We start from the raw sequence: 23,017 nt of genomic DNA, 5'->3' as shown, positions 1-23,017 counted from the left end.
GGGGACGCCGCGGCATTCCCGGGGTCCCCCACGCGGGTCAGCTCGTGGCCGGGCCCGACGGCCCCGGCTGCGCCGGCTCCTCGGTGACCACCGCGCCGCTCTCGTCGCCGGTGATCGTCGCCCGCGTGCCGTCGTCCTGGACCTCGGGGTGGCGGCCGTCGAGCTCGTCGCGGCAGTACCGGTAGACGACGGCGATCAGCGCGGCCACCGGGACGCCGAGGAAGGCGCCGATGATGCCCGCGAGGCTGCCCCCGGCGGTGACGGCGAGGATGACCACCGCCGCGTGCAGGTTGAAGCCGCGGCCCTGGATGATCGGCTGCAGCACGTTGCCCTCGAGCTGCTGGACCACCAGCACGATGATCAGCACGATCAGCGCCGTCGTGAAGCCCTGGTCGACCAGCGCGATGAGCACGGCGAAGGCGCCGGCGACGAACGCACCGATGATCGGGATGAACGCGCCGAAGAAGGTCAGCACCGCCAGCGGGATGACCAGCGGGACGTCGAGGATCCAGAGCCCGATGCCGATGAAGAAGGCGTCGATGAAGCCGACGAACGCCTGCTGGCGGATGAACTCCGACAGGGTCGACCACGTCTTCTGCGACAGCGCGGTCACGTGCCGCGCGGCACGCGGCCCGGTCTGCGCGGCCAGCCACGGCACCCAGCGCGTGCCGTCCTTGAGGAAGAAGAAGCACAGCACCAGCGCGAGGACCAGGTTGATCAGCCCGTTGCCGACGGCGGAGACGCCGGTGACCGCGTAGCCGGCGATGTCCTGGGCGTTGCCCTGGATCGAGTTGATCGTGGAGTCGACGGCGTCGCCGATCTGGTCCTCGCCGAAGTTGAACGGCGGGCCCTGCAGCCACTCCTGGACGTCCTGGAGCCCGGCGGTGGCCTGGTCGGCGAGCTCGGTGACCTGGTCGGCCACCGACGGGGCGATCGCGGCGACGATGCCGCTGAGGGCGGCCAGGAAGGCCACCAGCACCAGGGCCGCGGCCGCCGCCGGGGGCCAGCGGTGCCGGCGCAGGAACCGCGTGGGCGGCCAGAGCACGGTGGCGATCAGCAGGCCCAGCACGATCGGCAGCAGGATGACCCACAGCTTGCCCAGCACGTAGCCGAGCACGACGACGGCGGCGGCCACCAGCAGGAACTGGGCGGCGACGGTGGCCAGCGTGCGCGAGGCGGCCTGCAGTCGCACGCCGCGTCCTTCCACGGGCGCCGGCGCCTGGGTGGCGACGCCGGTGACGCCGTCGGTCACCGGTGCGTCGACGACGCCGGTGCTCGGGGCGGGCGTCGCGCCGGAGGACGACGGCGCCGGTGCTGCGGCGTCGTCCCGGCGGGCGGGTCGTCCAGGTAGGCGCAGCCTCATGCCGTGATCTCAGCACAGCTCCGGCCCCGGGACCGGTCGGGCGGCGGGTGTCACACCTGCGTCGTAGCGTCGGGCCATGCCGAGAGCCGCCACCGCCGACCGGGTCGACCGCGACGCACTGCTGGAGTTCCTGCGACCGCGGCACAAGGCGGTGCTGCTGACGCGCCGGCGCGACGGGGGCGCGCAGATGTCGCCGGTGAGCTGCGGGGTGGACGCGGAGGGACGCGTCGTCGTCTCGACCTACCCCCAGCGGGCGAAGACGGCCAACGCCCGGCGGGCCCCGCAGGTCTCGGTGTGCGTGCTGTCCGACGACTTCGACGGGCCGTGGGTGCAGGTCGACGGCGAGGCCGAGGTGCTCGACCTGCCCGAGGCCCTCGAGCCGCTGGTCGAGTACTACCGCTCGATCAGCGGTGAGCACCCCGACTGGGACGAGTACCGGGCGGCGATGACCCGGCAGGGCAAGTCGCTGCTGCGCATCACGCCGACCTCCTGGGGCCCGATCGCCACCGGGGGCTTTCCGCCCGAGGTACTCGACAAGCTCTGAGCCTTGCGGAAGCCAGGGAAAGGTGACAACCTTGCGGGATGCCGTACGTGCTGACCGTGGACCAGCGGGCCAGCCGCCGCTCGCCCGACCGCGTCGGTGACGTGCTGCGGCTGCTGAACCCGGCGGTCCCCGCGGTGCTGCCCTTCGAGCGCACCGCGGGCGACGAGTTCCAGGGCGTGCTCGCCGAACCCGACGTCGTCGTCGACGTCGTGCTGCGGCTGGTCCGCGAGGGCGGGTGGAGCATCGGCGTGGGCGCCGGACCCGTGCAGACGCCGCTGCCCCCCAGCACGCGGGCGGGCGCGGGGCCGGCGTTCCTCAGCGCCCGGCGGGCGGTCGACGCCGCGAAGCAGCGCGCCTCCCGGCTCGCCGTGCGCGGCGCCGTCCCGGCCGACGCCGGCGACGCCCAGGCGGTGCTGTCGGCGCTGGCGGTCGTCGTCGAGCGGCGCAGCGACCAGGCGTGGGAGGCGATCGAGCTGGTGGAGGGCGGGCGCACCCAGGCGCAGGCCGCCACCGAGCTCGGCATCTCGCGGCAGGCCGTGGGGCAGCGCCTCGCCGCCGGCCTGTGGGAGCTGGAGCGCGACCTGCGGCCCACCGCGGCCCGGCTGCTGGCACGGGCGGCCGGATGAGCGTCCTGACCCTGGTCCTCCTGGGCGTCACCGGGGCCGCCGGGCTGGTGCTCGCGGTGGCCGGGCAGCGGCGGCCGATCGCCGCCGCCGGCGCCATGGCGCTGCTCCTCGCCGCCACCGGGTCGAGCGCGTGGGCGGCGGGGGAGTCCTCCGGCGCGGTGACCGGCGCGGCGGTGGTGCTGGCCGTGCTCGCGGCGGTCACCGGCGGCAGCCCGGTCGCCACCGGCGTGCTGAACGCCGCCGATCCCGCGGCCGTGGGCGTCTCCGGAGGTCCGCAGGACCCCGACATCCTCCGCGGCGGGGCGTGGATCGGGGCGCTGGAGCGCGCGGCGATCGCCGGCACGCTCCTGGCCGGCTGGCCCGAGGGGCTGGCGGTGGTCTTCGCGGTCAAGGGCCTCGGCCGGTTCTCCGAGCTGCGGGCCTCGTCGGCCGCGGCGGAACGGTTCATCGTCGGCACCCTGGCCAGTGCCCTGTGGGCCGCCGCCTGCGCCGGTGTCGCGGTGCTGCTGCGCGGCTGACCGGGCGCCACCGCGCGCGGTGATCACGGGGCGACGACAATGACCGCCGAGAGCCGGCCGTCCCGTCCGTCGTCCCCAGGAGGCCCCGTGTCCGAGTCGTCCACCGGCGGCGCGCTGCAGAACCCCGACCTGCTCACGGTCTACTGCAACGACCACCTCGCCGCCGCCACCGGCGGCATCGAGCTGGTCAGCCGCATGATCGGGCGCTGGCGCGGCACGTCCTACGAGCAGCCGCTCGAGCAGCTGCTCGACGAGCTGCGCGAGGAGCGCTCCGGGCTGCGGTCGACGATGGAGTCGCTCGGGCTGCCCGTCCGCAGCTACAAGCTGGCCGCCAGCTGGGTCGCGGAGAAGCTCAGCCGGGTCAAGCTCAACGGCCGGCTGCTGAGCCGCTCGCCGCTGAGCGACCTCGTCGAGTTCGAGTTCATCGCCACCGCGGTGCTGGCCAAGCGCGCGGGGTTCGAGACCCTGCGGGCCCTGGGCGAGTCCGACCGGCGGGTGGACGCGACGCTCATGGAACGGCTGATCGACCAGGCCGACGACCAGCACGAGTGGCTGGCCGAGGCGCGCCGCGAGGTGGCGGCCGGCATCTTCGGGGGCCGCTCCCAGGCGGCCAGCGACGCGGCCGACACCTGAGCCGTGTGCCACGACCACGACAGCCGCCCGCCCGCCCCGCCGCGCAGCGGAGAGGTCGGTGACCGGGAGCCCCTCACCCTCACCGCCGCCGACGGGACCCGCTTCTCCGCGGCCTGGGCGGCACCGGCCGGCGACGCCCGCGTCGGGGTCGTGGTGCTGCCGGACATCCGTGGGCTGCACCCGTTCTACGCGGCGCTCGCCGAGCAGTTCGCCCGTGCCGGCGTCGCGGCGCTGGCGGTCGACTGGTTCGGGCGCACGGCGGGCGTCCCCGAGGCCGGCACGCGCGGCGAGGACTTCGACTGGCAGCCGCACGTCCCCCAGACCACCGAGGCAGGCATCGACGCCGACCTGACCGCCGCCGTCGCGGAGCTGCGCCGGCGCACGCGGCCGGACCTGCCCGTGGTCACCGTCGGCTTCTGCTTCGGCGGCAGCCACTCCTGGCGGCAGTCCGGCGGGGACCTCGACCTGGCCGGGTGCGCCGGGTTCTACGGCCGCCCGGCCCTCGTGGGGCAGGCCGCGGACCGGGCCCACCTGCCCACGGTCATGGTGGTGGCCGGGGCCGACGCGGCGACGCCGGTGGCCGAGCAGCTGGCGCTCGCCGACCGGATGCGGGCGGCCGGCGCCGAGGTGGACGCGCCGGTGTACGAGGGCGCCCCGCACTCCTTCTTCGACCGGGCGCACGACGAGTGGGCCGAGGCCTGCCGCGACGCCTGGGAGCACGTGCTGGCCCTGACCGACCGCGTCGCGCTGCGCTGATGGTCGGGGTGGCGTGGGGGCCGCTGCCCGGCGCCGGCCCCGTCGTCGTGCGCGCCGCCACCGCGGACGACGTGCCCGCGCTGGTCGCGCTGCTGGCCGACGACCCGCTGGGCGCCGGCCGGGAGCGACCCGAGGAGGGGCTGGCGCCCTACCTCCGGGCCTTCGCGGCGGTCGCCGCCGATCCCGCCCACCTGCTCGTGGTCGCGGTCGACGGGGACGACGTCGTCGGCACCCTCCAGCTCAGCGTCCTGCCGGGCCTGTCCCGCGGTGGTGCGTCGCGCGGGCAGATCGAGGCGGTGCGCGTGCGCGCCGACCGTCGCGGCGCCGGCCTGGGCGAGGCGCTGCTCCGCTGGGCCGTGGCGGAGGCCCGGCGGAGCGGCTGCGCGCTGGTCCAGCTGACGACCGACCGCAGCCGGTCCGGCGCGCAGCGGTTCTACGAGCGGCTGGGCTTCACCGCCTCGCACGTGGGCTACAAGCTCGCGCTCGACGGCTCCTAGGCTGGACGGCGTGAGCAGTGGACCGATCGATCCCGGTGTCGTCGAGCTGGCGGGGAAGGTCTTCGACCTCGCCCGCTTCGGGCACACCGACGAGCTGGCGGCCTACCTCGACGCCGGCGTCCCGGTGGACCTCACCAACGACAAGGGCGACACCTTGCTGCTGCTCGCCGCCTACTACGGCCACGGCGGCACGGTGGCCGCGCTGCTGGAACGCGGCGCCGACCACGCCCGGGTCAACGACCGCGGGCAGACGCCGCTGGCCGCGGCCGTGTTCAAGCAGGCCGCCGACGCCGTCCGGGCGCTGCTGGCCGCCGGCGCCGACCCCGACCTCGGTGGGCAGAGCGCGCGCCTGACCGCGCAGTTCTTCCAGCTCGAGGAGATGACCGCGCTGCTCGACGCCGCGCGCTGACCGTGTCGTCTGGCCCCGCCGCCCGCGGGCGGGCATCGTTCCGCACGGAGGCGACCGGGGAGGGGACGGCATGACGGCGCGACCGCAGGTGCCCGCGGACGGTGCGGCGCCGGACGACGCCGTCCCGACGACCGGATCGCCGGCCACCTCCGCCGATCCCGACGTGGCGCTGGGGCCGCTCGCGCCCGCGAGCGGCATCCCGCGGTGGTTCCTGCTCGTGGCCGGCGTGGCCGCGGCCACCGTCGCGGTCGCCGGCATCCGCGCGCTGTCCTGGCTGATCGCGCCGCTGCTGCTGGCGTTCGTGGTGGTGCTCGCGCTGACCCCGGTGCAGAGCTGGCTGCGCCGGGCCGGGCTGCCCCGCTGGCTGGCCGCCACCGTGCTGCTCGTCCTGGTCTGGGGCGTGCTGCTCGGCTTCGTGGTCCTGCTGATCGTCTCCATCGGCCAGCTGGCGGACCGGCTGCCCGCGTACGCCGACCGGGCCGAAGCGCTGATCAACGGGGTGGTCTCCGACCTCAACGACGCCGGCATCGTCTCCGGCCAGGTCTCCGACCTCGTCGAGCAGATCGACTACGGCCAGGTCGTGAGCATCGCGACCGGGCTGTTCGCGGCCCTCACCGACGCGGGCAGCACGTTGCTCCTGCTCATGCTGGCGCTGGTCTTCCTCGTCATCGAGTCCGGCGGCTTCGGCCTGCGGCTCCGGCTGGTGGCCCAGGAGCGGCCGCACCTGCGCATCGCCCTGGGCCTGTTCGTCCGCGGCACCCGCAGCTACCTGTGGGTGAGCACCCTGTTCGGCGCGATCGTGGCCGTCGGCGACGGCATCGCCCTCTGGGTGCTCGGCGTCCCGCTGCCGGTGCTGTGGGGGCTGCTGGCGTTCGTCACCAACTACATCCCGAACATCGGCTTCGTCCTGGGGCTCGCCCCGCCGGCGCTGCTCGGGCTGCTCGGCGGCGGCTGGGGTGAGTTCGGCGTCATCGTCGCGGTCTACGCCGGGCTGAACTTCGTCATCCAGACGCTGATCCAGCCGCGCTTCGTCGGTGACTCGGTGGGTCTGTCCACCACGGTCACCTTCGTCGCGGTGCTCTTCTGGGGCTGGGTGCTGGGGGCCCTGGGCGCCTTCCTGGCCATCCCGCTCACCCTGCTGGTGAAGGCGCTGCTCGTGGACGTCGACCCGCGCGGGCACTGGCTGGACGCGTTCCTCCGGGAGGAGCCCCGCGCGCCCCGGACCTCGCGCGGCCGGGAGCGCGTGCACGCCCGCCAGGCGGCGATGGCCGCCGTCCAGCGGCTGCACCACCCCCGGCGCGCGGCGGCGGTGCCGCCTCCGGACGGGGAGCCCCCCACGCCGCCGGAGAAGCACGACGATCCCGCTCCCTGAGCGCGAACTCCCTGGTCAGGGCGCCGTCGTCGGTCCGTGCGGCGGAATCGGCGCAGGCCCTGCGGCGTTCCACCACTGCAGGGCCGGACCGCCCTGCGGGAGGGGAGCAGGGATGAAGGGCGATCGGGTCGAGATCGTGATCGACGCCGGTGGCGGCACGCGGACCTACGACGTCGCGGCCACCCGCGCCGGCCGCCGGGTCGAGGTGACCCACGGCCGCGGCGTCGTCGAGGTGACCGAGGTGACCCGCGGCGGCACGCCGGTGCGCACCGCGCGGTTCATGGCCGGCCGGGTGCTGGCGCTCGTGGAGCACCCCGCACCGCGTCCCGCGCTGGAGGACGACGCGGTGACGCCGCTGCGGCGCACCGCCTGAACCGGGGTGCCCGGCCAGGAGGTCGTCGTGGTGGTCGGCCTGCAGGGCGCGGGCAAGTCACGCTGGGTCGCGCAGCACCTGGCCGGCACCCACGCCGTCGTGAGCAAGGACCACTGGCCGCGGGCGCGCCGCCGCGAGGCCCGGCAGCAGCGGGTGGTGGCGGAGCAGCTCGCCGCGGGGCGCAGCGTCGTCGTCGACAACACGAACGCCTCCCCGGCCGAGCGGGCACCGCTCATCGCCCTGGCGCGGTCGGCGGGGGTGCCGGTCCGCGCGGTCTGGCTGGACACGCCGCTGGAGCTCTGCCGCGAGCGCAACGACGCCCGCCCCGAGGCGACGCGCGTACCGCCGGTCGGGTTGCACGCGGCGGTGGCGCGGTTCGTGCCGCCGACCACGGACGAGGGCTTCGCGCGCGTCGACGTCGTCCGCCCGGGGGCGCCGGGTGCGCCCGGACCGGCGGTGCGGTAGACACGGCAGGCCCGTTCCACCCGGACCCCGGAGGTCGCTCCAGTGCTGGCCAGCATCGGCTACGCAGCCGCGTACACGGGGGTGGGCATCGCGCTGCTGATGCTCGGCTTCCTGGCGCTCGACCTGCTCACCCCCGGCCACCTGGGGCGGCACATCTACCAGGAGCGGTCGGTGAACGCCGGGATCGTGCTGGCCGCCGGCTTCCTCGGGCAGGGCGCGATCGCCTTCACCACCATCTGGACGAACGCCACCGACGGGTTCGGCCGCGCGCTGTGGTGGACCGTGGTGTTCGGCGTCCTCGGCGTGCTGCTGCAGGCGGTCGCCTTCCTGGTGCTCAACCTGGTCACCCCGGGCCGCCTGGGCGAGGCGCTGATCGAGGTGCGCTTCCACCCCGCCAGCCTGGTCAGCGCGGCCGGCCAGCTGGCCGTCGCGGCGATCATCGTCGCCTCGATCTGGCCCTGAGGACGACGCCGCCGACCTCGTGACGGCCGCCACGGGGCCCGCCCGTAACGTGTCGAGCAGCTCGCCGGCCGCACGGGCGCGGACCGGGCGACGAGACGAGAGGAACCTTCATGAGCGAGTCGAACGGGGCCCGCGTGGCCATCGTGACCGGGGCTGCCCGCGGCATCGGGGCCGCCACGGCGATCCGGCTGGCGCAGGACGGCTTCGCCGTCGCCGTGCTGGACCTGGACGAGGGCTCGGCCAAGGGCACCGTCGAGGCCATCGAGGCGGCCGGCGGCCGGGGGCTGGCCGTGGGCGCCGACGTCAGCGACGCCGAGCAGGTCCAGGCCGCCGTCGACCGGATCGCCGCGGAGCTCGGCCCGCCGGTCGTGCTGGTCAACAACGCCGGCGTGCTGCGCGACAACATGCTGTTCAAGATGTCCGACTCCGACTGGGACATCGTCATGAACGTGCACCTGCGGGGCGCCTTCCTCATGACCCGCGCGGCCCAGAAGCACATGATCGACGCCAAGTGGGGCCGGATCATCAACCTGTCGAGCACCTCGGCGCTGGGCAACCGCGGCCAGGCGAACTACTCCACCGCCAAGGCCGGCCTGCAGGGCTTCACCAAGACCCTGGCCATCGAGCTGGGCAAGTTCGGCGTCACCGCCAACGCCATCGCCCCCGGCTTCATCCAGACCGAGATGACCAAGGCGACCGCCGAGCGCGTCGGCATCCCCTTCGACGACTTCATCAAGGGCGCCGCCTCGCAGATCCCGGTGGCCCGTGTCGGCCAGCCCGAGGACATCGCGCACCTCGCCTCGTTCTTCGCCAGCGAGGGGGCCGGGTTCATCTCCGGTCAGGTCGTCTACGCCGCCGGTGGCCCCAAGGCCTGAGCCGCACCACCCCCGAGTGCGACGAACTCGTGGCCATCACCCGCTGATCGCCACGAGTTCGTCGCACTCGCCGTCTCTGGGCCGGGCTCGGTGTAACTGACTGCACAGCGTGCAACGTTGCACAGTGTGCAGCGAACGTGGTGGAGTGCTCCGGTGACCGAGACCGGCCTGCGCGAGCGCAAGAAGCTCGACACCCGCCGTGCCCTGGCCGCCGCGACGCTGCGGCTGGCCGGCGAGCACGGCCTCTCCGCGATCACGGTCGAGCAGATCGCGTCGGAGGCCGGCGTCTCCTACCGGACGTTCTTCAACCACTTCTCCGGCAAGGAGGAGGCGCTGCTGCGCCCCGACGGGGCCGACGACGACCGCTTCGGCACGCTGCTCGACCAGCAGGACGCCGCGCTGCCCCCGTTGGCCGCCGCTCGCGCCGCGCTGCACGCCGACCTCGCCGTCGTCGAGGCCGAGCGCGAGGACTGGCAGCTGCGGCTCACCGTCATCGCCGCCGACCAGGAGCTGCTGCCGCGCCTGGTCGAGCTCGGTGCGGCCAACGAGCGGCGCATGGCGCAGGCCCTCGCCCGGCGCACGGGCCTGGACGCCGAGCGCGACCTCTACCCCCAGCTCCTCGCCGCCGTCCTCGGCTGCGCGGTGCGCGTCGCCCTGTCCCGCTGGCACGGGCCTGCCGCCCGCGGCCCGCTCGCCGCGCTGCTGGACGAGGCGCTCGACGCCGTCGCCGCCGGGCTGCCCGCCCCCCGCTGACCACCGCGCCGGCCACCGCCGGCGCGTTCCCGCACGTCCCGAGGAGAACCGTGTCCACCACCGACGACGTCGCGCTGACGTCCCCGCAGCCGGGCGGCGCCGCGCCCGGGGAGGCGCCCGCGCCGATGAGCCGCCGCGAGGTGCTGCAGGCGCTGTCCGGCCTGTTCATGGGCATGTTCGTGGCGATCCTGGCCGCGACGATCGTGTCCAACGCCCTGCCGGTGATCATCCCGGAGATCGGCGGCAGCCAGTCGATCTACACCTGGATCGTCACCGCCGAGCTCCTGGCCATGACCGCCACCGTCCCGCTCTGGGGCAAGCTCGCCGACCTGTTCAGCCAGAAGCTGCTGCTCCAGCTGTCCTTCTCGCTGTTCGTCCTCGGCTCGCTGCTGGCCGGGTTCTCGCAGAACCCGGAGATGCTCATCGCTGCCCGCGTGCTGCAGGGCGCCGGTGCCGGTGGCCTGACCGCCCTGGTGCAGATCGTGATGGCGGCGATGATCCCGCCGCGCGAGCTGGGCCGGTACGCCGGCGTCTTCGGTGGCATCTTCGCCGTCGCCACCGTCGGCGGTCCGCTCATCGGTGGCGTCATCGTCGACACCTCGTGGCTGGGCTGGCGCTGGTGCTTCCTGCTCGGCGTGCCCTTCACCCTGCTGGCGATGGTGCTGCTGCAGAAGACGCTGCACCTGCCCGCCGTCCGCCGTCGCGAGGTGCGGATCGACTGGTGGGGCGCGCTGCTGCTCACCGCCGGGGTGAGCCTGCTGCTCATCTGGATCACCTTCGCCGGTGACCGGTTCGCGTGGGCCTCGACCGAGACCGCGCTCATGGTCGGCGGCGCGGTGGTGCTGCTCGCGGCGACCGTCGTGGTCGAGGGCCGCGTGGCCGAGCCGATCATCCCGCTGGGCATCTTCCGCAGCCGGACGGTGTCGCTGTCGGTGCTGGCCAGCGCCCTCGTCGGCGTCGCCATGTTCGGCGGCACCGTGTTCCTCGCCCAGTACCTGCAGATCTCGCTGGGCGACTCGCCGACCGAGTCGGGGCTGCTCACGCTGCCGCTGGTCGGCGGTCTGCTGGTCTCCTCCACCGTCGCCGGTGGCCTGATCACCAAGACCGGGCGCTGGAAGGGCTGGCTGGTGGCCGGCGGCATCCTGATGACCACCGGGTTCGCCCTGTTCGCCACGATCGACGCGCGGACCTCGCCGTGGGTGCTCGGCGTCTTCATGGTGGTGCTGGGCGCCGGCGTCGGCATGCTCATGCAGAACCTGGTGCTGGCCGCGCAGAACGACGTCCCGGCCGCGGAGCTGGGGGCGGCCACCTCGGTGGTGTCCTTCTTCCGCAGCCTCGGCGGCACGATCGGCGTGAGCGCGCTCGGCGCGCTGCTGGCCAGCCGGGTCACCGAGGACCTGAGCGTCCTCGGCGGCGGCGCGGAGGGTGGCGGGGAGGCGGCGGTGCCCGACGTCTCCACCCTGCCGGCCGAGGTCCGCACCGTCGTCGAGAACGCCTACGGCGACGCGACGGCGGAGCTCTTCCTCATCGCCACGCCCCTGGCGGCGCTCGCGCTGGTCGTCGTCCTCTTCATCAAGGAGAAGGCCCTCCAGACCACCTCGGGTGCCGAGCGGCTTGCCGAGGAGCAGGCGGCTCTCCTGCACTGAGCGCACGAAATCGACGGGTCACGGACGGCGTTGTGCCGTCCGTGGCCCGTCCTCGTCTCCGCTTCCTCGTCCTCGGCGACTCCCTGGCCTTCGGCACCGGTGCCGCCCGTGCCGAGGACACCCTCGGCATGCGGCTGACCGCCGACCTGGCCGACGACGGGTTCGACGTCGAGCTGTCCGTGCACGCGGTCCCCGGCGCGGTCTCCGCCGACCTGCCGCGGCAGGTGCGCGCCGCCTCCGCGCCGGCGGCGGACCTCGCGCTCGTCGTCGTCGGGGCCAACGACCTGGCCCGCTTCGTCCCCGCGGAGCAGGCGACCGCCGCCCTCGCCGAGGCGCTGCGCGGGCTGCGCGCCGGCGGCACCGACGTGGTGGTGGTGACCGCCCCCGACATGTCGATGGTGCCGTTCGTCCCGCCGGCCCTGCGCCCGGTGGTCTCGGCGGCGTGCGGTCTCCTCCAGCAGCGGCAGGCCGCCGTCGCCGCCGCGGCCGGGGCCACGGTCGCGGCGGTCGCGGCCGACGTCGCCCGCGCCTTCCGGGCCGACCCGGCGCTGTTCTCCGCCGACCGGTTCCACCCGTCGTCGGCCGGTTACGCGCACATCGCCGCGGCGCTGCGGCCGATCGTCCTGCAGGCCGCGCGCGCCCGCCGGGACGACGCCGCCGCCTGACCTCAGCGCGCCGGCACGGGCAGGAAACGGGCCGACACCGGCTCCACGAACCGGGTGAGCACCGGGCCGGCCACGGCCAGCAGCAGCACGTAGCCGGTGGCCACCGGCCCCAGGTCCTCGTGCCCGGCGGCCACGGCGAGACCGGCGATGACGATCGAGAACTCGCCGCGGGCGATCAGCGCCGTCCCCGCCCGCAGCCGCCCGGGGACCGCGATGCCGTCGCGCCTCGCGGCGTACCAGCCGGTGGCCACCTTGGTCGCGGCGGTGACCACGGCGAGGGCCAGCGCGGCGGGCAGCACCGGCACGATCTCCGCGGGGTCGGTGCTGAGCCCGAAGGCGACGAAGAACGTCGCGGCGAACAGGTCGCGCAGCGGGCCGAGCAGGTCGCGGGCCCGCTCGGCGAAGGAGGCCGGCAGCGCGAGGCCCACGAGGAACGCGCCGACGGCGGCCGAGACACCTCCCGCCTGTGCCAGCCCGGCCACCAGCAGGGTGAGGCCCACCAGCCGCAGCAGGACCTGCTCGTCGTCCCGGGAGCTGAGCACCCGGCCCAGCCGGTGACCGTGGCGCTGCGCGGCGAGCAGCACCAGCACGACGGCGCCGACGGCCAGCACGATCCCGCCCACCGCCTCCAGCGGCCCGTCACCGGCCAGGGCGACGACCAGCACCGGCAGGAACAGCGCCATGGCCAGGTCCTCGAGCACGAGCACGGAGAGGACGGCCGGGGTCTCGCGGTTGGCCAGCCGCCCGAGGTCGCCGAGCAGCCGGGCGACGATGCCGGACGAGGAGATCCAGGTGACGCCGCCCAGGGCCAGCGCCGCCTGCCACGGCAGCCCGAGCAGCAGGCCGGCGACGAACCCCGGCGGGAAGTTGAGCAGCAGGTCCACCCAGCCCGACGGGGCGTGCCGGCGCAGCGAGGAGAACAGCTCGTCGGCGGAGAACTCCAGGCCGAGGGTGAGCAGCAGCAGGACGACGCCGATCTCGGCCGCGGCGCTCAGGAACGGTTCCGACGTGCTCAGCGGGACGACGCCGCCCTCGCCCACGGCCAGCGCCGCGAGCAGCACGAACGGGATGGGGGACAGGCCCAGCCGGCGGGCGAGCAGCCCGAGCAGGGACAGGCCGAGGAACAGCAGGCCGAGCTCGACGAGCAGTTCGGCGACGTGGTCCACCCGCGGTCAGCCCTGCCCGGACAGCCGGCGCTCCAGCTGCTCCAGGCCGGTCGCCGAGCCGATCGCGACCAGGACGTCGCCGGCGTGCAGCGGGTCCTCGGGGCCGGGGGAGGGGACGACGTCGGCGTCGCGGACGATGGCCACGATCGAGCACCCGGTGAGCGTTCGGGCGCGGGTGTCGCCGAGCGCCTTGCCGTCGAACGGGGAGCCGGGCCGGACGGGGATCCGCGCCGACTCCAGGCCCGGCACCTCCTTGGAGAGGTCGGCGAACCGCTGGGTCAGCCGCGGCGCGCCGAGCACCTCGGCGACCGCGTCGGCCTGCTCCGGGCTGAGCCGGAAGACGCCGCGGGCGCGGTCGGGGTCACGGCGGTCGTACACGGAGATCTCGGCGCCGCCCTCGCGGGGGACGACGATCCCGAGCAGCTGACCGGAGTCCACCTCCAGCTCGTAGCGCACGCCGACGCCGGGCAGCAGCGTCTCCTCGAGGTCCATACCGGGCATCGTGGCAGACCGGGTCAGGGCAGCCGGTCGGCCAGGAGCTCGGCGAGGTGCAGGCCGCGGCGGCCGGCGAGCTGGTCGAGCTGGGTGCGGCAGGAGAAGCCGTCGGCCAGCACCACGGCGTCGTCGGGCAGCCCGTCGACGGCGGGCAGCAGCTGCTGCTGCGCCACGGCCACCGACACCTCGTGGTGGCCCCTCTCCACGCCCCAGTTGCCGGCCAACCCGCAGCAGCCGCCCAGCCGGGTCACCTCCGCGCCCGCGCGGCGCAGCAGCTCGGCGTCGGCCGACCAGCCGAGCACCGACGCGTGGTGGCAGTGCGGCTGCGCCACGACCCGCAGGCCGGCCAGCGACGGCGGCTCCCAGCCGGGGGTGGCGGCCAGCAGCTCGGCCAGGGTCCGGGTGCCGCGGGCGACCCGTTCGGCCTCCGGCCCCCCGACGACCTCCAGCGCCTCGCTGCGCAGCACCGCGGTGCACGAGGGCTCCACCCCGACCACCGGCACGCCGGCGTCCACGACCGGAGCGAGCTCGGCGACGGTGCGCCCGAGGATCCGCCGGGCGGCGTCGAGCTGGCCGGTCGTGATCCAGGTGAGCCCGCAGCAGGTGTCGTCGCCGGGCACCTGCACCCGGTAGCCGGCCGCCTCCAGCACCCGGGCGGCCGCCATGGCGACGTCCGGGGCGAAGTGGTCGGTGAACGAGTCGACCCAGAGCGCGACCGGAGCGGCGTCGCCGGGCGCCTCCGGCCGGTCGGCCCACTGCTGCCGGAAGGTCCGCGCGGCGAACGGCGGGACCTCCCGGCGCTGGTCCATGCCCGCGCCCCACTTCGCCAGCCGTCCGCCCAGCCGCGAGCCGAGGACGCCGTTGACCAGCCGGGGCGCGCGGGCGGCGAGGTCGGCCCAGCGCGGCAGCCACCCCAGCGTGTAGTGCGGGCGGGGGCGCAGCCGGCGCCGGTAGGACTGGTGCAGCACCTCGGCCTTGTACGTGGCCATGTCGACCCCGGTCGGGCAGTCGCGCGAGCAGCCCTTGCACGACAGGCACAGGTCCAGCGCCTCGTGCACCTCGGGTGAGCGCCAGTCGCGCACCGGCCCGCCCGGCGCGAGCATCTCCTGCAGCACGCGCGCCCGGCCGCGGGTGGTGTCCTTCTCCTCGCGGGTGGCCGGCCAGGACGGGCACATCACGCCGCCGGAGGACTGCAGGTCGGCCCGGCACTTGCCCACGCCGGTGCAGCGGTGCACGGCGGCGGAGAAGTCGCCGCCGTCGTGCCGGTAGGCCAGCGCCAGCCCGGTCCGCAGCCGAGGAGCGGCCGCCACCCGGATGTCCTCGTCGACCGGCGCCGGGCGCACCAGCACCCCGGGGTTGAGCACGTCGTCGGGGTCGAGCAGCGCCTTCACCCGGCCGAACAGGGCCAGCACCTCGGGGGAGTACATGTGCCGCAGCAGCTCGCTGCGCGCGCGGCCGTCGCCGTGCTCGCCGGAGATCGAACCGCCGTAGGAGGCGACCAGCACGGCGGCGTCCTCCACGAACGCGCGGTAGCGGCTGCGCCCGGAGTCGGCACCGGCCCCGAGGGGGAAGTCGATCCGCACGTGCACGCAGCCGTCGCCGAAGTGGCCGTAGGGCACGCCCTGCAGCCCGTGCTCGACCAGCAGCGCCTCGAACCGGCGCAGGTAGCCGCCCAGCTGCTCGACCGGGACGGCGGCGTCCTCCCACCCGGCGTGCGCCGGGCGGCCGTCGGAGGTGCGGGCGGCCAGCCCGGCGCCGTCCTCGCGGATCCGCCAGAGAGCGGCGGCCTCGGCGGCGGAGGTGACCACGAGGGCGTCCAGCGCGCCGGCGTCGGCGACGATGCGCGCCGCCGTGGCCTCGAGCTCGGCGACCGAGTCGCCGGTCAGCTCCACCATGAGCCAGCCCTCGCCCCGGGGCAGGTCGGGGACGACGGCGGCCGGGACGTCGCGCAGCCGCTGCACGATCCGGCTGTCCAGCCCCTCGACGGCGGTGGGGGAGTGCCGCAGCAGCCCGGGGGTGGCGTCGGCGGCGTCGGCCATCGACGGGTAGCCGAGGACGACGAGGCCGCGGAACGGCGCGTCGGCGACCAGCCGCACCGTGGCGCGGCGGACCAGGGCCAGCGTGCCCTCGCTGCCCACGAGCGCGCGGGCGACGTCGAAGCCGCGCTCGGGGAGGAGGTGCTCCAGCGAGTAGCCCGACACCTGGCGGCCGAACCGGCCGAGCTCGGTGCGGATCGGGGCCAGCGCGCCGTCGACCAGCGTCCGCAGGTCGTCGAGCAGGCTGCCCTCGGTGCCGGGCAGGTCCAGCCGCGTGCCGGACCCGGTGACCACGTCCAGGCCGACGACGTTGTCCGACGTCCGCCCGTAGCCCAGCGCGCGCGAGCCGCAGGCGTTGTTGCCGATCATCCCGCCGACCGTGCAGCGGTTGTGCGTGCTGGGGTCGGGGCCGAAGCGCAGCCCGTGCGGCCGGGCGGCGGCCTGCAGCGAGGCCTGCACCACCCCCGGGTCGACCGTCGCGGTGCGCGCCTCCGCGTCGACGGCGTGCACCCGGTGCAGGTAGCGGCTGGTGTCGAGCACGACGCCCGGGCCCACCGCGTTGCCCGCGATCGAGGTGCCCGCGCCGCGCGCCGTCAGCGGCACGCCCAGCTCGCGGCAGACGGCGAGCGTCGCGTCGATCTCGTCGGCGTGCCGGGGGCGGACGACGGCCTGCGGCAGCACCCGGTAGAGCGAGCCGTCGGAGGAATAGAGCGCGCGGGCCAGCCCGGAGCCATCGACGTCGGACAGGCCCGCCGCGCGCAGCGACGCGGTGACGTCCAGCGTGCTGATCCCCGCCATGCGCCCATGCAACCAGGGGCGGGCAACCCTCGCGCGACCGACGCCGATGTCGTTAGCGTGCGGGCGTGGCGATCTCGGCGGACGTGCGCGCTGACCTGACCGGACCCCTGACCGACGACGAGCTCGCCGCGCTGGACGCGTGGTGGCGGGCCGCCAACTACCTGTCGGTCGGGCAGATCTACCTGATGGGCAACCCGCTGCTCCGCGAGCCGCTGCGCCCCGAGCACGTGAAGCCCCGGCTGCTCGGCCACTGGGGGACCACCCCCGGGCTGAACTTCCTCTACGCCCACCTCAACCGGGCGATCCGGGCCCGCGACCTGTCGATGATGTACCTGATGGGACCGGGCCACGGCGGGCCGGGCCCGGTCGCCGCGGCCTGGCTGGAGGGCACGTACAGCGAGGTCTACCCCGACGTCTCGCAGGACGAGGCGGGGATGCGGCGGCTGTTCACCCAGTTCTCCTTCCCCGGCGGCATCCCCAGCCACGTGGCACCGGAGACGCCCGGTTCGATCCACGAGGGCGGCGAGCTGGGCTACGTGCTGTCGCACGCCTACGGCGCGGCCTTCGACAACCCCGACCTGGTGGTGGCGGCGGTCGTCGGCGACGGCGAGGCCGAGACCGGGCCGCTGGCGACCAGCTGGCACTCGAACAAGTTCCTCGACCCCGCCCGCGACGGCGCGGTGCTGCCGATCCTGCACCTGAACGGCTACAAGATCGCCAACCCGACGGTGCTGGCCCGGATCGGCGACGACGAGCTGCTCGAGCTGCTGCGCGGCTACGGCCACGAGCCGCACCTGGTCTCCGGCGACGACCCCGCGACCATGCACCAGCAGTTCGCCGCGACGCTGGACGCCTGCCTCGACCGCATCGCCGCCATCCAGCGCGCCGCACGGGAGGACGGCGACCTGCGGCGACCGCGCTGGCCGGTGATCGTGCTCCGCTCGCCGAAGGGCTGGACCGGCCCGGCCGAGGTCGACGGGGTGCACGTCGAGGGCTCGTGGCGCTCGCACCAGGTGCCCTTCGCCAACGCCCGCGGCGACGACGGCCACCGGCGGGTGCTGGAGGAGTGGCTGCGCAGCTACCGGCCCGAGGAGCTGTTCGACGCCGACGGCGCCCCCGTGCCGCTGGTCCGCGACCTGCACCCGGCGGGGGAGCGGCGGATGAGCGCCACCCCGCACGCCAACGGCGGCACGCTGCTCCAGCCGCTGCGCATGCCCGACTTCCGCGACTACGCCGTCGCCGTCCCCGAGCCGGGCACCGGCGCGGTGGAGGCCACGCGGGTGCTCGGCACGTTCCTGCGCGACGTCATGCGGGAGAACACGGCCACCTTCCGGGTGTTCTCGCCGGACGAGAACAACAGCAACCGGCTCGGCGCGCTGCTCGAGGTCACCGACCGGGCGTGGATGGCCGAGCGGCTGCCCGGCGACGACCACCTGGCGCCGGACGGGCGGGTCATGGAGATCCTGTCCGAGCACACCTGCCAGGGCTGGCTCGAGGGCTACCTGCTGACCGGCCGGCACGGGTTCTTCTCCTGCTACGAGGCGTTCATCCACATCGTCGACTCGATGGTCAACCAGCACGCCAAGTGGCTGAAGACCACCAACGGCATCCCGTGGCGGCGGCCCATCGCCTCCCTGAACTACCTGCTCACCTCGCACGTGTGGCGGCAGGACCACAACGGGTTCTCCCACCAGGACCCGGGCTTCATCGACCACGTGGTGAACAAGAAGGCCGAGGTGGTGCGGGTCTACCTGCCGCCGGACGCGAACACGCTGCTCTCGGTGGCCGACCACTGCCTGCGCACCCGCCAGTACGTCAACGTCATCGTGGCCGGGAAGCAGCCGGCGCTGCAGTTCCTCGACATGGACGCCGCCGTCGACCACTGCACCAAGGGCATCGGCATCTGGGAGTGGGCCAGCAGCGACGCCGGCGCCGAGCCCGACGTGGTGATGGCCTGCGCCGGCGACGTCCCGACCATGGAGACGCTGGCCGCGGTGGAGATCCTGCGCGGCTTCTTCCCCGACCTGCGGATCCGGGTGGTGAACGTCGTCGACCTGATGCGCCTGCAGGACGACCGCGAGCACCCGCACGGCCTGTCGGACGCCGAGTTCGACAGCCTGTTCACCACCGGCAAGCCGGTGATCTTCGCCTACCACGGCTACCCCTGGCTGATCCACCGGCTGACCTACCGCCGCACCAACCACGACAACCTGCACGTCCGCGGCTACGTCGAGGAGGGGACGACGACCACGCCCTTCGACATGTGCGTCATGAACCGGATCGACCGGTTCGACCTGGCCATCGACGTCATCGACCGGGTGCCGCGGCTGCGCGACGTCGGAGCACACGCCCGGGACCGGCTGCGCGACGCGCTCATCGACCACCGGCAGCACGTGCGCACCCACGGGGAGGACCTGCCCGAGGTCCGCGACTGGCAGTGGGGCGCGGCGCGCGGACCGGCCACCGAGGGCGGGCACCCGCTGCGGGAGCCCGAGGCGTGAGGCTGCTCGTCGTCAACGCGGGGTCCAGCACCCTGAAGCTGGCGGTGCTCGAGGACGACGGCGCGGTCGCCGCCGCCACCACGCTGGAGCACTGGCAGGGAGCGGGCGACCTGGCGCCGCTCGAGGGGTTCCTGGCCGGCTGCGGTCAGCTGGACGCCGTCGGGCACCGCGTCGTGCACGGCGGTCCCCGGCACAGCGGCCCGGCGGTCGTCGACGACCTGCTCGTCGCCTACCTCTGGTCGATCAGCCACCTCGCCCCGTTGCACAACCCGCGGGCGCTGGCCGGCATCGACGCCGCGCGCCGGCTGCTGCCCGGCGTGCCCGCGGTCGCCTGCTTCGACACCACCTTCCACGCCACGCTGGAACCCGCGGCGGCCACGTACGCCGTGCCGCGGGAGTGGAACGAGCGCTGGGGGCTGCGCCGCTACGGGTTCCACGGGCTCTCCCACGCCTGGGCGGTGCGCCGGGGCGCGGAGCTGGTCGGCCGCCCCGTCGAGGACCTGCGGATCGTCTCCTGCCACCTCGGCGCCGGGGCGTCGCTGGCGGCCGTGCGCGGCGGGATCTCGGTGGACACCACCATGGGGTTCACCCCGTTGGCAGGGCTGGTGATGAACACCCGGCCGGGGACCCTCGACCCCGGCCTGCTGCTCTGGTTGCTCGAGCACGGGCACGTGCCGGAGGCCGAGCTCGGGGACGTGCTGGAGCACCACGCCGGCCTCAAGGGGTTGTCGGGCACCTCGGGCGACCTGCGCGAGGTGCTCGCCGGCCGCGACCGCGGCGACCCCGACTGCGCCCTGGCCCTCGACGTCTACCTGCACCGGCTGGTGCGCGAGACGGCCGCCATGACCGCCGCGACCGGCGGCCTCGACCTGCTGGTGATGACCGGTGGCGTGGGGGAGCGGGCGGCGCCGGTCCGCGCGGCCGCGGGGACGGCGCTGGGCTACCTCGGGGTGGCGGTCGACGACGCGCGCAACCGGGCCGCCACCGGGGACGCCGACATCAGCGCCGACGGTGCCGCGGTGCGGACGGTCGTGGTGACCTCCCGGGAGGACCTCGAGATCCGCCGGCAGGTCGGCGAGCTGCTCGCCGCGGTCTGACCGTCACTGCCGGGGTTGTGCCCCCCGCCCGATCCGGGCAGCCTCCGGGGCGGACCAGCTGGGACGAGGACGGGAGCGGACGTGACGGGAACCGGCCAGGACGGCAGCAGGCGGACGGTCGTGGGGATCGACGGCTCGCCGGGTGCGCGGGCCGCGCTCGTGTGGGCGCTGGCCGACGCCGCCCGTCGCGGCGCCCGCCTCGACGTCGTCACCACGTTCCCGGTGGAGGTGTACTGGGGCGACCCGCAGCTGCTGGACGAGCGGCGGATCGAGGCCGTGCGCGCCGACATGCTGCAGCGGGCGACCGCCCAGGTCGAGGAGGTGCGCGCCGAGACCGGCCACGCCGACGTGCAGGTCGGGGTCACCGTGGCCGCCGGTTCCCCGGCGGCGCAGCTGCTCGCTGCGGCGGAGGACGCCGACCTGCTCGTGGTGGGCAGCCGGGGCCGCGGTGCGGTGCGCAGCTCGGTCCTGGGTTCGGTGGCGCTGCACTGCGTGACGCACGCCCGGGTGCCGGTGGTCGTGGTGCACCCCCGCGCCGACGCCGCGCTCGACCCGCCGCGGGTCGTCGTCGGGCTGGACGGGTCGGCCGAGTCGGCGCGGGCGCTGGAGCGGGCCGCCGCCGAGGCCGCCCTGCTGGGCGGCGAGGTGGTGGCGGTCGCCGCCTACTCGCCCGGTTCCTACTGGAGCGACGTGTACGACGTGGTCATCCCCCCGGCGGAGCGGCTGGAGGCCGACGCCCGGACGGGCGCCGAGGCGATGGTGGAGGCGGCGGCGCTGCCCGAGGGGGTCCCCGTGCGCGTGGAGACCGGCCAGGGCCCGGCCGGTGACGTCCTCGTGCGCGCGGCGCAGGGGGCGGAGCTGCTGGTCGTCGGCGGGCACGGGCAGGGCGCCATCCGCGGCATGCTGCTGGGCTCGGTGGCGCTCCACTGCGTGGTGGCCGGGCCGTGCCCGGTCGTCGTCGTCCCCCCGGAGACGCGGGGCGAGCGGGGCGCCCACGGCCGCTGACCGCCCCGGGGACGCGACGGGCCGCCACCCCGCGGGGGTGGCGGCCCGTCCTGCGCCCGGAGCTCAGCTCGAGGTCGGCGGCTCGTCCTTGCCCTCTTCCTCGAGCCGGTCGGCCTCCTCCTTGGTCGTGTGCACCGCGCCGTCGGCGTGCTCCGGCGGGCCGTAGACCGTGTAGAGGATCAGCGGGTTCTCGCCGGTGTTGAGGAAGTTGTGCTTCTTGCCGGCGGGGACGACGACGAGGTCGCCCTGGGCGACCGCCTTCTCCGAGCCGGAGATGATCGCCTTCCCGGTGCCGCTGACGAAGGTGAGGATCTGGTCCACCTCGTGGACCTCCTCGCCGATCTCGCCGCCCGGCGGGATGGTCATGATGACCAGCTGGGTGTGCTCCCCGGTCCAGAGGACGCGGCGGAAGTCCGGGCTCTTCTCGGCCTCGGTGGCGATCGTGTAGTGGATGACGGACGCCATGGGCGTCGCTCCTCTCGTCTCGGGGGCTCGACCTGCGGCCGGACCGGCGCTGGGCCGGACCGGCGACCGGCCTCCTCCTGCCCCCGCGGGCGGTGGAGTAGTCCTCCGTTCACCCGCGACGGTGATCACGCGCCGGTCGGCCCGGGCACCCCGCCGGGAGCGGGCAGGACCGCCCCGGGCACCCCCGCGGTCCGCGCCCGCCGCAGCCGCACCAGCCCGGTGGCCACCAGCAGCAGGGCGGCTCCGAGGGCTGTGAGGACCGTGGTCACCAGCGAGAGCCGACCTGTGCCGGCGAGCACCTGGACGACGACGACCTCGAGCACGACGGCCGCCCAGACCGCGGCCGTGGCCAGGTGGTCGGCCGCGGCGATGCCGGAGTACAGCAGCAGCTGGGCGACGGCCATCAGCGTGCCGAGCAGGGCGAACATCCAGGCGGCGGTGCCGATCGAGCCGCCGTAGGAGGAGCCGCCGACCAGCGGCAGGGCGTGCCGGCCCAGCGCGGCGGTGCCGAGGACCAGCAGCGCGCCGACGCCGCCGACCACCCCCACCGCGACGGGCAGCACGCGGTGCCGGCGCTCGGCCTCGGCCAGGCGGGGGAGCAGCACCACGCCCACGCCCTGCGGCAGCCAGAAGGCGACCTTGGCGAAGATCGCCGCGACGGCGTACTCGCCGGCGAGCCGGGCGGGGAGGTGGTGGCGGGCCAGCAGCAGGTCGAGGTTGACCAGCACCACGAGGCCGAGCAGGGCACCGGAGGCGCGCGCGGTCGCCCGGAGGGGTGCGCGCAGCCGGCCGGCGACCCCCGGGCGCCCCGCGCCGAGCCACCCGGCGAGCGCGCCCAGGCTGCAGCCGGCGGTCATCCCGGCCAGCGTCGAGGCCGTGCTGCCGCCCAGCAGCAGCCCCGCCACGCCGCCGGCCAGCTTGCTCGCGGCGAAGGCGACCGTGACCACGGCGAGCCCGGCGTACCGGCTCTGCCCCTGCAGCAGGCCCTGGTAGCACTGGACGAGGGTGTGCGGGAGCAGCAGCGCCACCAGCCACACCACCGCCGCTGCGCCGTCGAGGTGCAGGAGGCCGCGCAGCGGGAGCACCAGGAGCGCCCCCACCAGGCAGACCACGGCGGCCACCACCAGCGCTGCGGCGTGCAGCCGGGCGACGACCTCCGGGGTGCCGCGGCGGCCCCCGAGGAAGAGCGCGATCGCGGTCTGCACCCCGGTCGCGGGAACGGAGCCGACCAGGAGCAGGCCCAGCAGCGAGGCGAGCTCGCCGTAGGTGGACGGCGCCAGGAGGCGGGCGGCGAGCACGGTGAGCACGTAGGCCAGCGCGTTGGCACCGAGGAAGGCGGCGGAGACGGCTGCGGCCGGCGCGAGCAGCCGTCCCTCCTCCTGGCGGCCGCGCCGCGACGCGGGGCGATCCACCGGTGGGGACTCCGGTTCCACGGGCACGGCCCCTACCCTGCGCTCATCGGCCGGGAACCCGGCCTCAGGCGACGGGAACGGGGAT

Annotated in this window: 24 protein-coding genes; 18 read left to right on the top strand and 6 right to left on the bottom strand. The window is 75.4% G+C overall.

What is annotated here, in order from left to right; translation table 11 throughout:
- Positions 1-37: 37 nt before the first annotated feature.
- Positions 38-1,363, bottom strand: a complete 1,326-nt coding sequence (locus DQ241_RS11785; RefSeq protein ID WP_113830341.1) for an AI-2E family transporter — start codon at positions 1,361-1,363, stop codon at positions 38-40.
- Positions 1,364-1,439: 76 nt separating this feature from the next.
- On the opposite strand from DQ241_RS11785, the gene DQ241_RS11780 reads away from it, so the two are divergent.
- The 15 genes from DQ241_RS11780 to DQ241_RS11710 all read left to right on the top strand — a co-directional run bounded on the left by DQ241_RS11780 (position 1,440) and on the right by DQ241_RS11710 (position 11,957).
- On the top strand, positions 1,440-1,907 hold the full coding sequence (locus DQ241_RS11780; RefSeq protein ID WP_113830340.1) for a PPOX class F420-dependent oxidoreductase: 468 nt from the start codon (positions 1,440-1,442) through the stop codon (positions 1,905-1,907).
- A gap of 38 nt (positions 1,908-1,945) precedes the next feature.
- Positions 1,946-2,533, top strand: coding sequence for a hypothetical protein (locus tag DQ241_RS11775; protein WP_113830339.1), 588 nt, complete (start codon positions 1,946-1,948; stop codon positions 2,531-2,533).
- Positions 2,530-3,051 carry a hypothetical protein gene (locus DQ241_RS11770; RefSeq protein ID WP_113830338.1) on the top strand — a complete coding sequence of 174 codons (522 nt, stop codon included), beginning with the start codon at positions 2,530-2,532 and terminating at the stop codon, positions 3,049-3,051. Before DQ241_RS11775 ends, DQ241_RS11770 begins: the two co-directional genes overlap by 4 nt.
- A gap of 87 nt (positions 3,052-3,138) precedes the next feature.
- Positions 3,139-3,684 (top strand): hypothetical protein, encoded by a 546-nt coding sequence (locus tag DQ241_RS11765; protein WP_113830337.1) that lies wholly within the window; start codon positions 3,139-3,141, stop codon positions 3,682-3,684.
- 3 nt (positions 3,685-3,687) lie between these two features.
- Positions 3,688-4,440 carry a dienelactone hydrolase family protein gene (locus DQ241_RS11760; RefSeq protein WP_113830336.1) on the top strand — a complete coding sequence of 251 codons (753 nt, stop codon included), beginning with the start codon at positions 3,688-3,690 and terminating at the stop codon, positions 4,438-4,440.
- Positions 4,440-4,937 carry a GNAT family N-acetyltransferase gene (locus DQ241_RS11755; protein ID WP_113830335.1) on the top strand — a complete coding sequence of 166 codons (498 nt, stop codon included), beginning with the start codon at positions 4,440-4,442 and terminating at the stop codon, positions 4,935-4,937. Before DQ241_RS11760 ends, DQ241_RS11755 begins: the two co-directional genes overlap by 1 nt.
- 10 nt (positions 4,938-4,947) lie before the next feature.
- A complete protein-coding gene (locus tag DQ241_RS11750; protein ID WP_113830334.1) occupies positions 4,948-5,346 on the top strand; it encodes an ankyrin repeat domain-containing protein in 399 nt (132 codons plus the stop codon).
- 70 nt (positions 5,347-5,416) lie between these two features.
- Positions 5,417-6,718, top strand: coding sequence for an AI-2E family transporter (locus tag DQ241_RS11745; RefSeq protein ID WP_113830333.1), 1,302 nt, complete (start codon positions 5,417-5,419; stop codon positions 6,716-6,718).
- Positions 6,719-6,830: 112 nt separating this feature from the next.
- The gene (locus DQ241_RS11740) at positions 6,831-7,091 is read left to right on the top strand and encodes a hypothetical protein (protein WP_113830332.1); all 261 of its coding nucleotides are present in this window, start codon (positions 6,831-6,833) and stop codon (positions 7,089-7,091) included.
- 6 nt (positions 7,092-7,097) lie between these two features.
- Positions 7,098-7,556 carry an ATP-binding protein gene (locus DQ241_RS11735; RefSeq protein WP_233492380.1) on the top strand — a complete coding sequence of 153 codons (459 nt, stop codon included), beginning with the start codon at positions 7,098-7,100 and terminating at the stop codon, positions 7,554-7,556.
- A gap of 42 nt (positions 7,557-7,598) precedes the next feature.
- Positions 7,599-8,018, top strand: coding sequence for a DUF350 domain-containing protein (locus DQ241_RS11730; RefSeq protein WP_113830331.1), 420 nt, complete (start codon positions 7,599-7,601; stop codon positions 8,016-8,018).
- A gap of 110 nt (positions 8,019-8,128) precedes the next feature.
- The gene (gene fabG, locus DQ241_RS11725; protein ID WP_113830330.1) at positions 8,129-8,893 is read left to right on the top strand and encodes a 3-oxoacyl-ACP reductase FabG; all 765 of its coding nucleotides are present in this window, start codon (positions 8,129-8,131) and stop codon (positions 8,891-8,893) included.
- A 153-nt stretch (positions 8,894-9,046) separates the two neighbouring features.
- Positions 9,047-9,646 (top strand): TetR family transcriptional regulator, encoded by a 600-nt coding sequence (locus tag DQ241_RS11720; protein WP_147252369.1) that lies wholly within the window; start codon positions 9,047-9,049, stop codon positions 9,644-9,646.
- A 50-nt stretch (positions 9,647-9,696) separates the two neighbouring features.
- Positions 9,697-11,292: an MDR family MFS transporter gene (locus tag DQ241_RS11715; protein WP_233492379.1), complete on the top strand. Its 1,596-nt coding sequence runs from the start codon at positions 9,697-9,699 to the stop codon at positions 11,290-11,292.
- A 41-nt stretch (positions 11,293-11,333) separates the two neighbouring features.
- Positions 11,334-11,957 carry an SGNH/GDSL hydrolase family protein gene (locus DQ241_RS11710; RefSeq protein WP_113830419.1) on the top strand — a complete coding sequence of 208 codons (624 nt, stop codon included), beginning with the start codon at positions 11,334-11,336 and terminating at the stop codon, positions 11,955-11,957.
- Positions 11,958-11,959: 2 nt separating this feature from the next.
- Here DQ241_RS11710 and DQ241_RS11705 read toward each other — a convergent pair whose 3' ends face one another.
- Genes DQ241_RS11705 through DQ241_RS11695 form a run of 3 tightly spaced genes read right to left on the bottom strand, consistent with a single transcriptional unit; the run spans position 11,960 to position 16,452 of the window.
- Positions 11,960-13,123, bottom strand: coding sequence for a cation:proton antiporter (locus tag DQ241_RS11705; RefSeq protein WP_113830328.1), 1,164 nt, complete (start codon positions 13,121-13,123; stop codon positions 11,960-11,962).
- A gap of 6 nt (positions 13,124-13,129) precedes the next feature.
- Positions 13,130-13,615, bottom strand: coding sequence for a cation:proton antiporter regulatory subunit (locus DQ241_RS11700; RefSeq protein WP_113830327.1), 486 nt, complete (start codon positions 13,613-13,615; stop codon positions 13,130-13,132).
- A gap of 23 nt (positions 13,616-13,638) precedes the next feature.
- Positions 13,639-16,452 (bottom strand): FAD-binding and (Fe-S)-binding domain-containing protein, encoded by a 2,814-nt coding sequence (locus DQ241_RS11695; protein ID WP_113830326.1) that lies wholly within the window; start codon positions 16,450-16,452, stop codon positions 13,639-13,641.
- Between the two features lie 65 nt (positions 16,453-16,517).
- On the opposite strand from DQ241_RS11695, the gene DQ241_RS11690 reads away from it, so the two are divergent.
- The 3 genes from DQ241_RS11690 to DQ241_RS11680 all read left to right on the top strand — a co-directional run bounded on the left by DQ241_RS11690 (position 16,518) and on the right by DQ241_RS11680 (position 21,055).
- Positions 16,518-18,953, top strand: coding sequence for a phosphoketolase (locus tag DQ241_RS11690; protein WP_233492378.1), 2,436 nt, complete (start codon positions 16,518-16,520; stop codon positions 18,951-18,953).
- Positions 18,950-20,050: an acetate/propionate family kinase gene (locus DQ241_RS11685; RefSeq protein WP_113830417.1), complete on the top strand. Its 1,101-nt coding sequence runs from the start codon at positions 18,950-18,952 to the stop codon at positions 20,048-20,050. Before DQ241_RS11690 ends, DQ241_RS11685 begins: the two co-directional genes overlap by 4 nt.
- 81 nt (positions 20,051-20,131) lie before the next feature.
- Positions 20,132-21,055, top strand: coding sequence for a universal stress protein (locus tag DQ241_RS11680; RefSeq protein ID WP_147252368.1), 924 nt, complete (start codon positions 20,132-20,134; stop codon positions 21,053-21,055).
- 63 nt (positions 21,056-21,118) lie between these two features.
- On the opposite strand, the gene DQ241_RS11675 is transcribed toward DQ241_RS11680, so the two are convergent.
- Positions 21,119-21,520 carry a cupin domain-containing protein gene (locus tag DQ241_RS11675; protein ID WP_113830324.1) on the bottom strand — a complete coding sequence of 134 codons (402 nt, stop codon included), beginning with the start codon at positions 21,518-21,520 and terminating at the stop codon, positions 21,119-21,121.
- Between the two features lie 125 nt (positions 21,521-21,645).
- Positions 21,646-22,932 carry a polysaccharide biosynthesis protein gene (locus tag DQ241_RS11670; RefSeq protein ID WP_113830323.1) on the bottom strand — a complete coding sequence of 429 codons (1,287 nt, stop codon included), beginning with the start codon at positions 22,930-22,932 and terminating at the stop codon, positions 21,646-21,648.
- Between the last annotated feature and the right edge of the window lie 85 nt (positions 22,933-23,017).

This window comes from Blastococcus sp. TF02A-30 (genome assembly GCF_003319185.1).
Classification (GTDB): Bacteria; Actinomycetota; Actinomycetes; order Mycobacteriales; family Geodermatophilaceae; genus Blastococcus.
The sequence above is the reverse complement of the archived record's forward strand: the minus strand, read 5'-3'. Positions and strand labels throughout refer to the sequence as shown.

Coding starts and splice junctions, on each gene's coding strand:
- DQ241_RS11785 (WP_113830341.1), bottom strand. CDS start 1,363: ATGAGGCTGCGCCTACCTGGACGACCCGCCCGCCGGGACGACGCCGCA.
- DQ241_RS11780 (WP_113830340.1), top strand. CDS start 1,440: ATGCCGAGAGCCGCCACCGCCGACCGGGTCGACCGCGACGCACTGCTG.
- DQ241_RS11775 (WP_113830339.1), top strand. CDS start 1,946: ATGCCGTACGTGCTGACCGTGGACCAGCGGGCCAGCCGCCGCTCGCCC.
- DQ241_RS11770 (WP_113830338.1), top strand. CDS start 2,530: ATGAGCGTCCTGACCCTGGTCCTCCTGGGCGTCACCGGGGCCGCCGGG.
- DQ241_RS11755 (WP_113830335.1), top strand. CDS start 4,440: ATGGTCGGGGTGGCGTGGGGGCCGCTGCCCGGCGCCGGCCCCGTCGTC.
- DQ241_RS11745 (WP_113830333.1), top strand. CDS start 5,417: ATGACGGCGCGACCGCAGGTGCCCGCGGACGGTGCGGCGCCGGACGAC.
- DQ241_RS11740 (WP_113830332.1), top strand. CDS start 6,831: ATGAAGGGCGATCGGGTCGAGATCGTGATCGACGCCGGTGGCGGCACG.
- fabG (WP_113830330.1), top strand. CDS start 8,129: ATGAGCGAGTCGAACGGGGCCCGCGTGGCCATCGTGACCGGGGCTGCC.
- DQ241_RS11700 (WP_113830327.1), bottom strand. CDS start 13,615: ATGGACCTCGAGGAGACGCTGCTGCCCGGCGTCGGCGTGCGCTACGAG.
- DQ241_RS11695 (WP_113830326.1), bottom strand. CDS start 16,452: ATGGCGGGGATCAGCACGCTGGACGTCACCGCGTCGCTGCGCGCGGCG.
- DQ241_RS11675 (WP_113830324.1), bottom strand. CDS start 21,520: ATGGCGTCCGTCATCCACTACACGATCGCCACCGAGGCCGAGAAGAGC.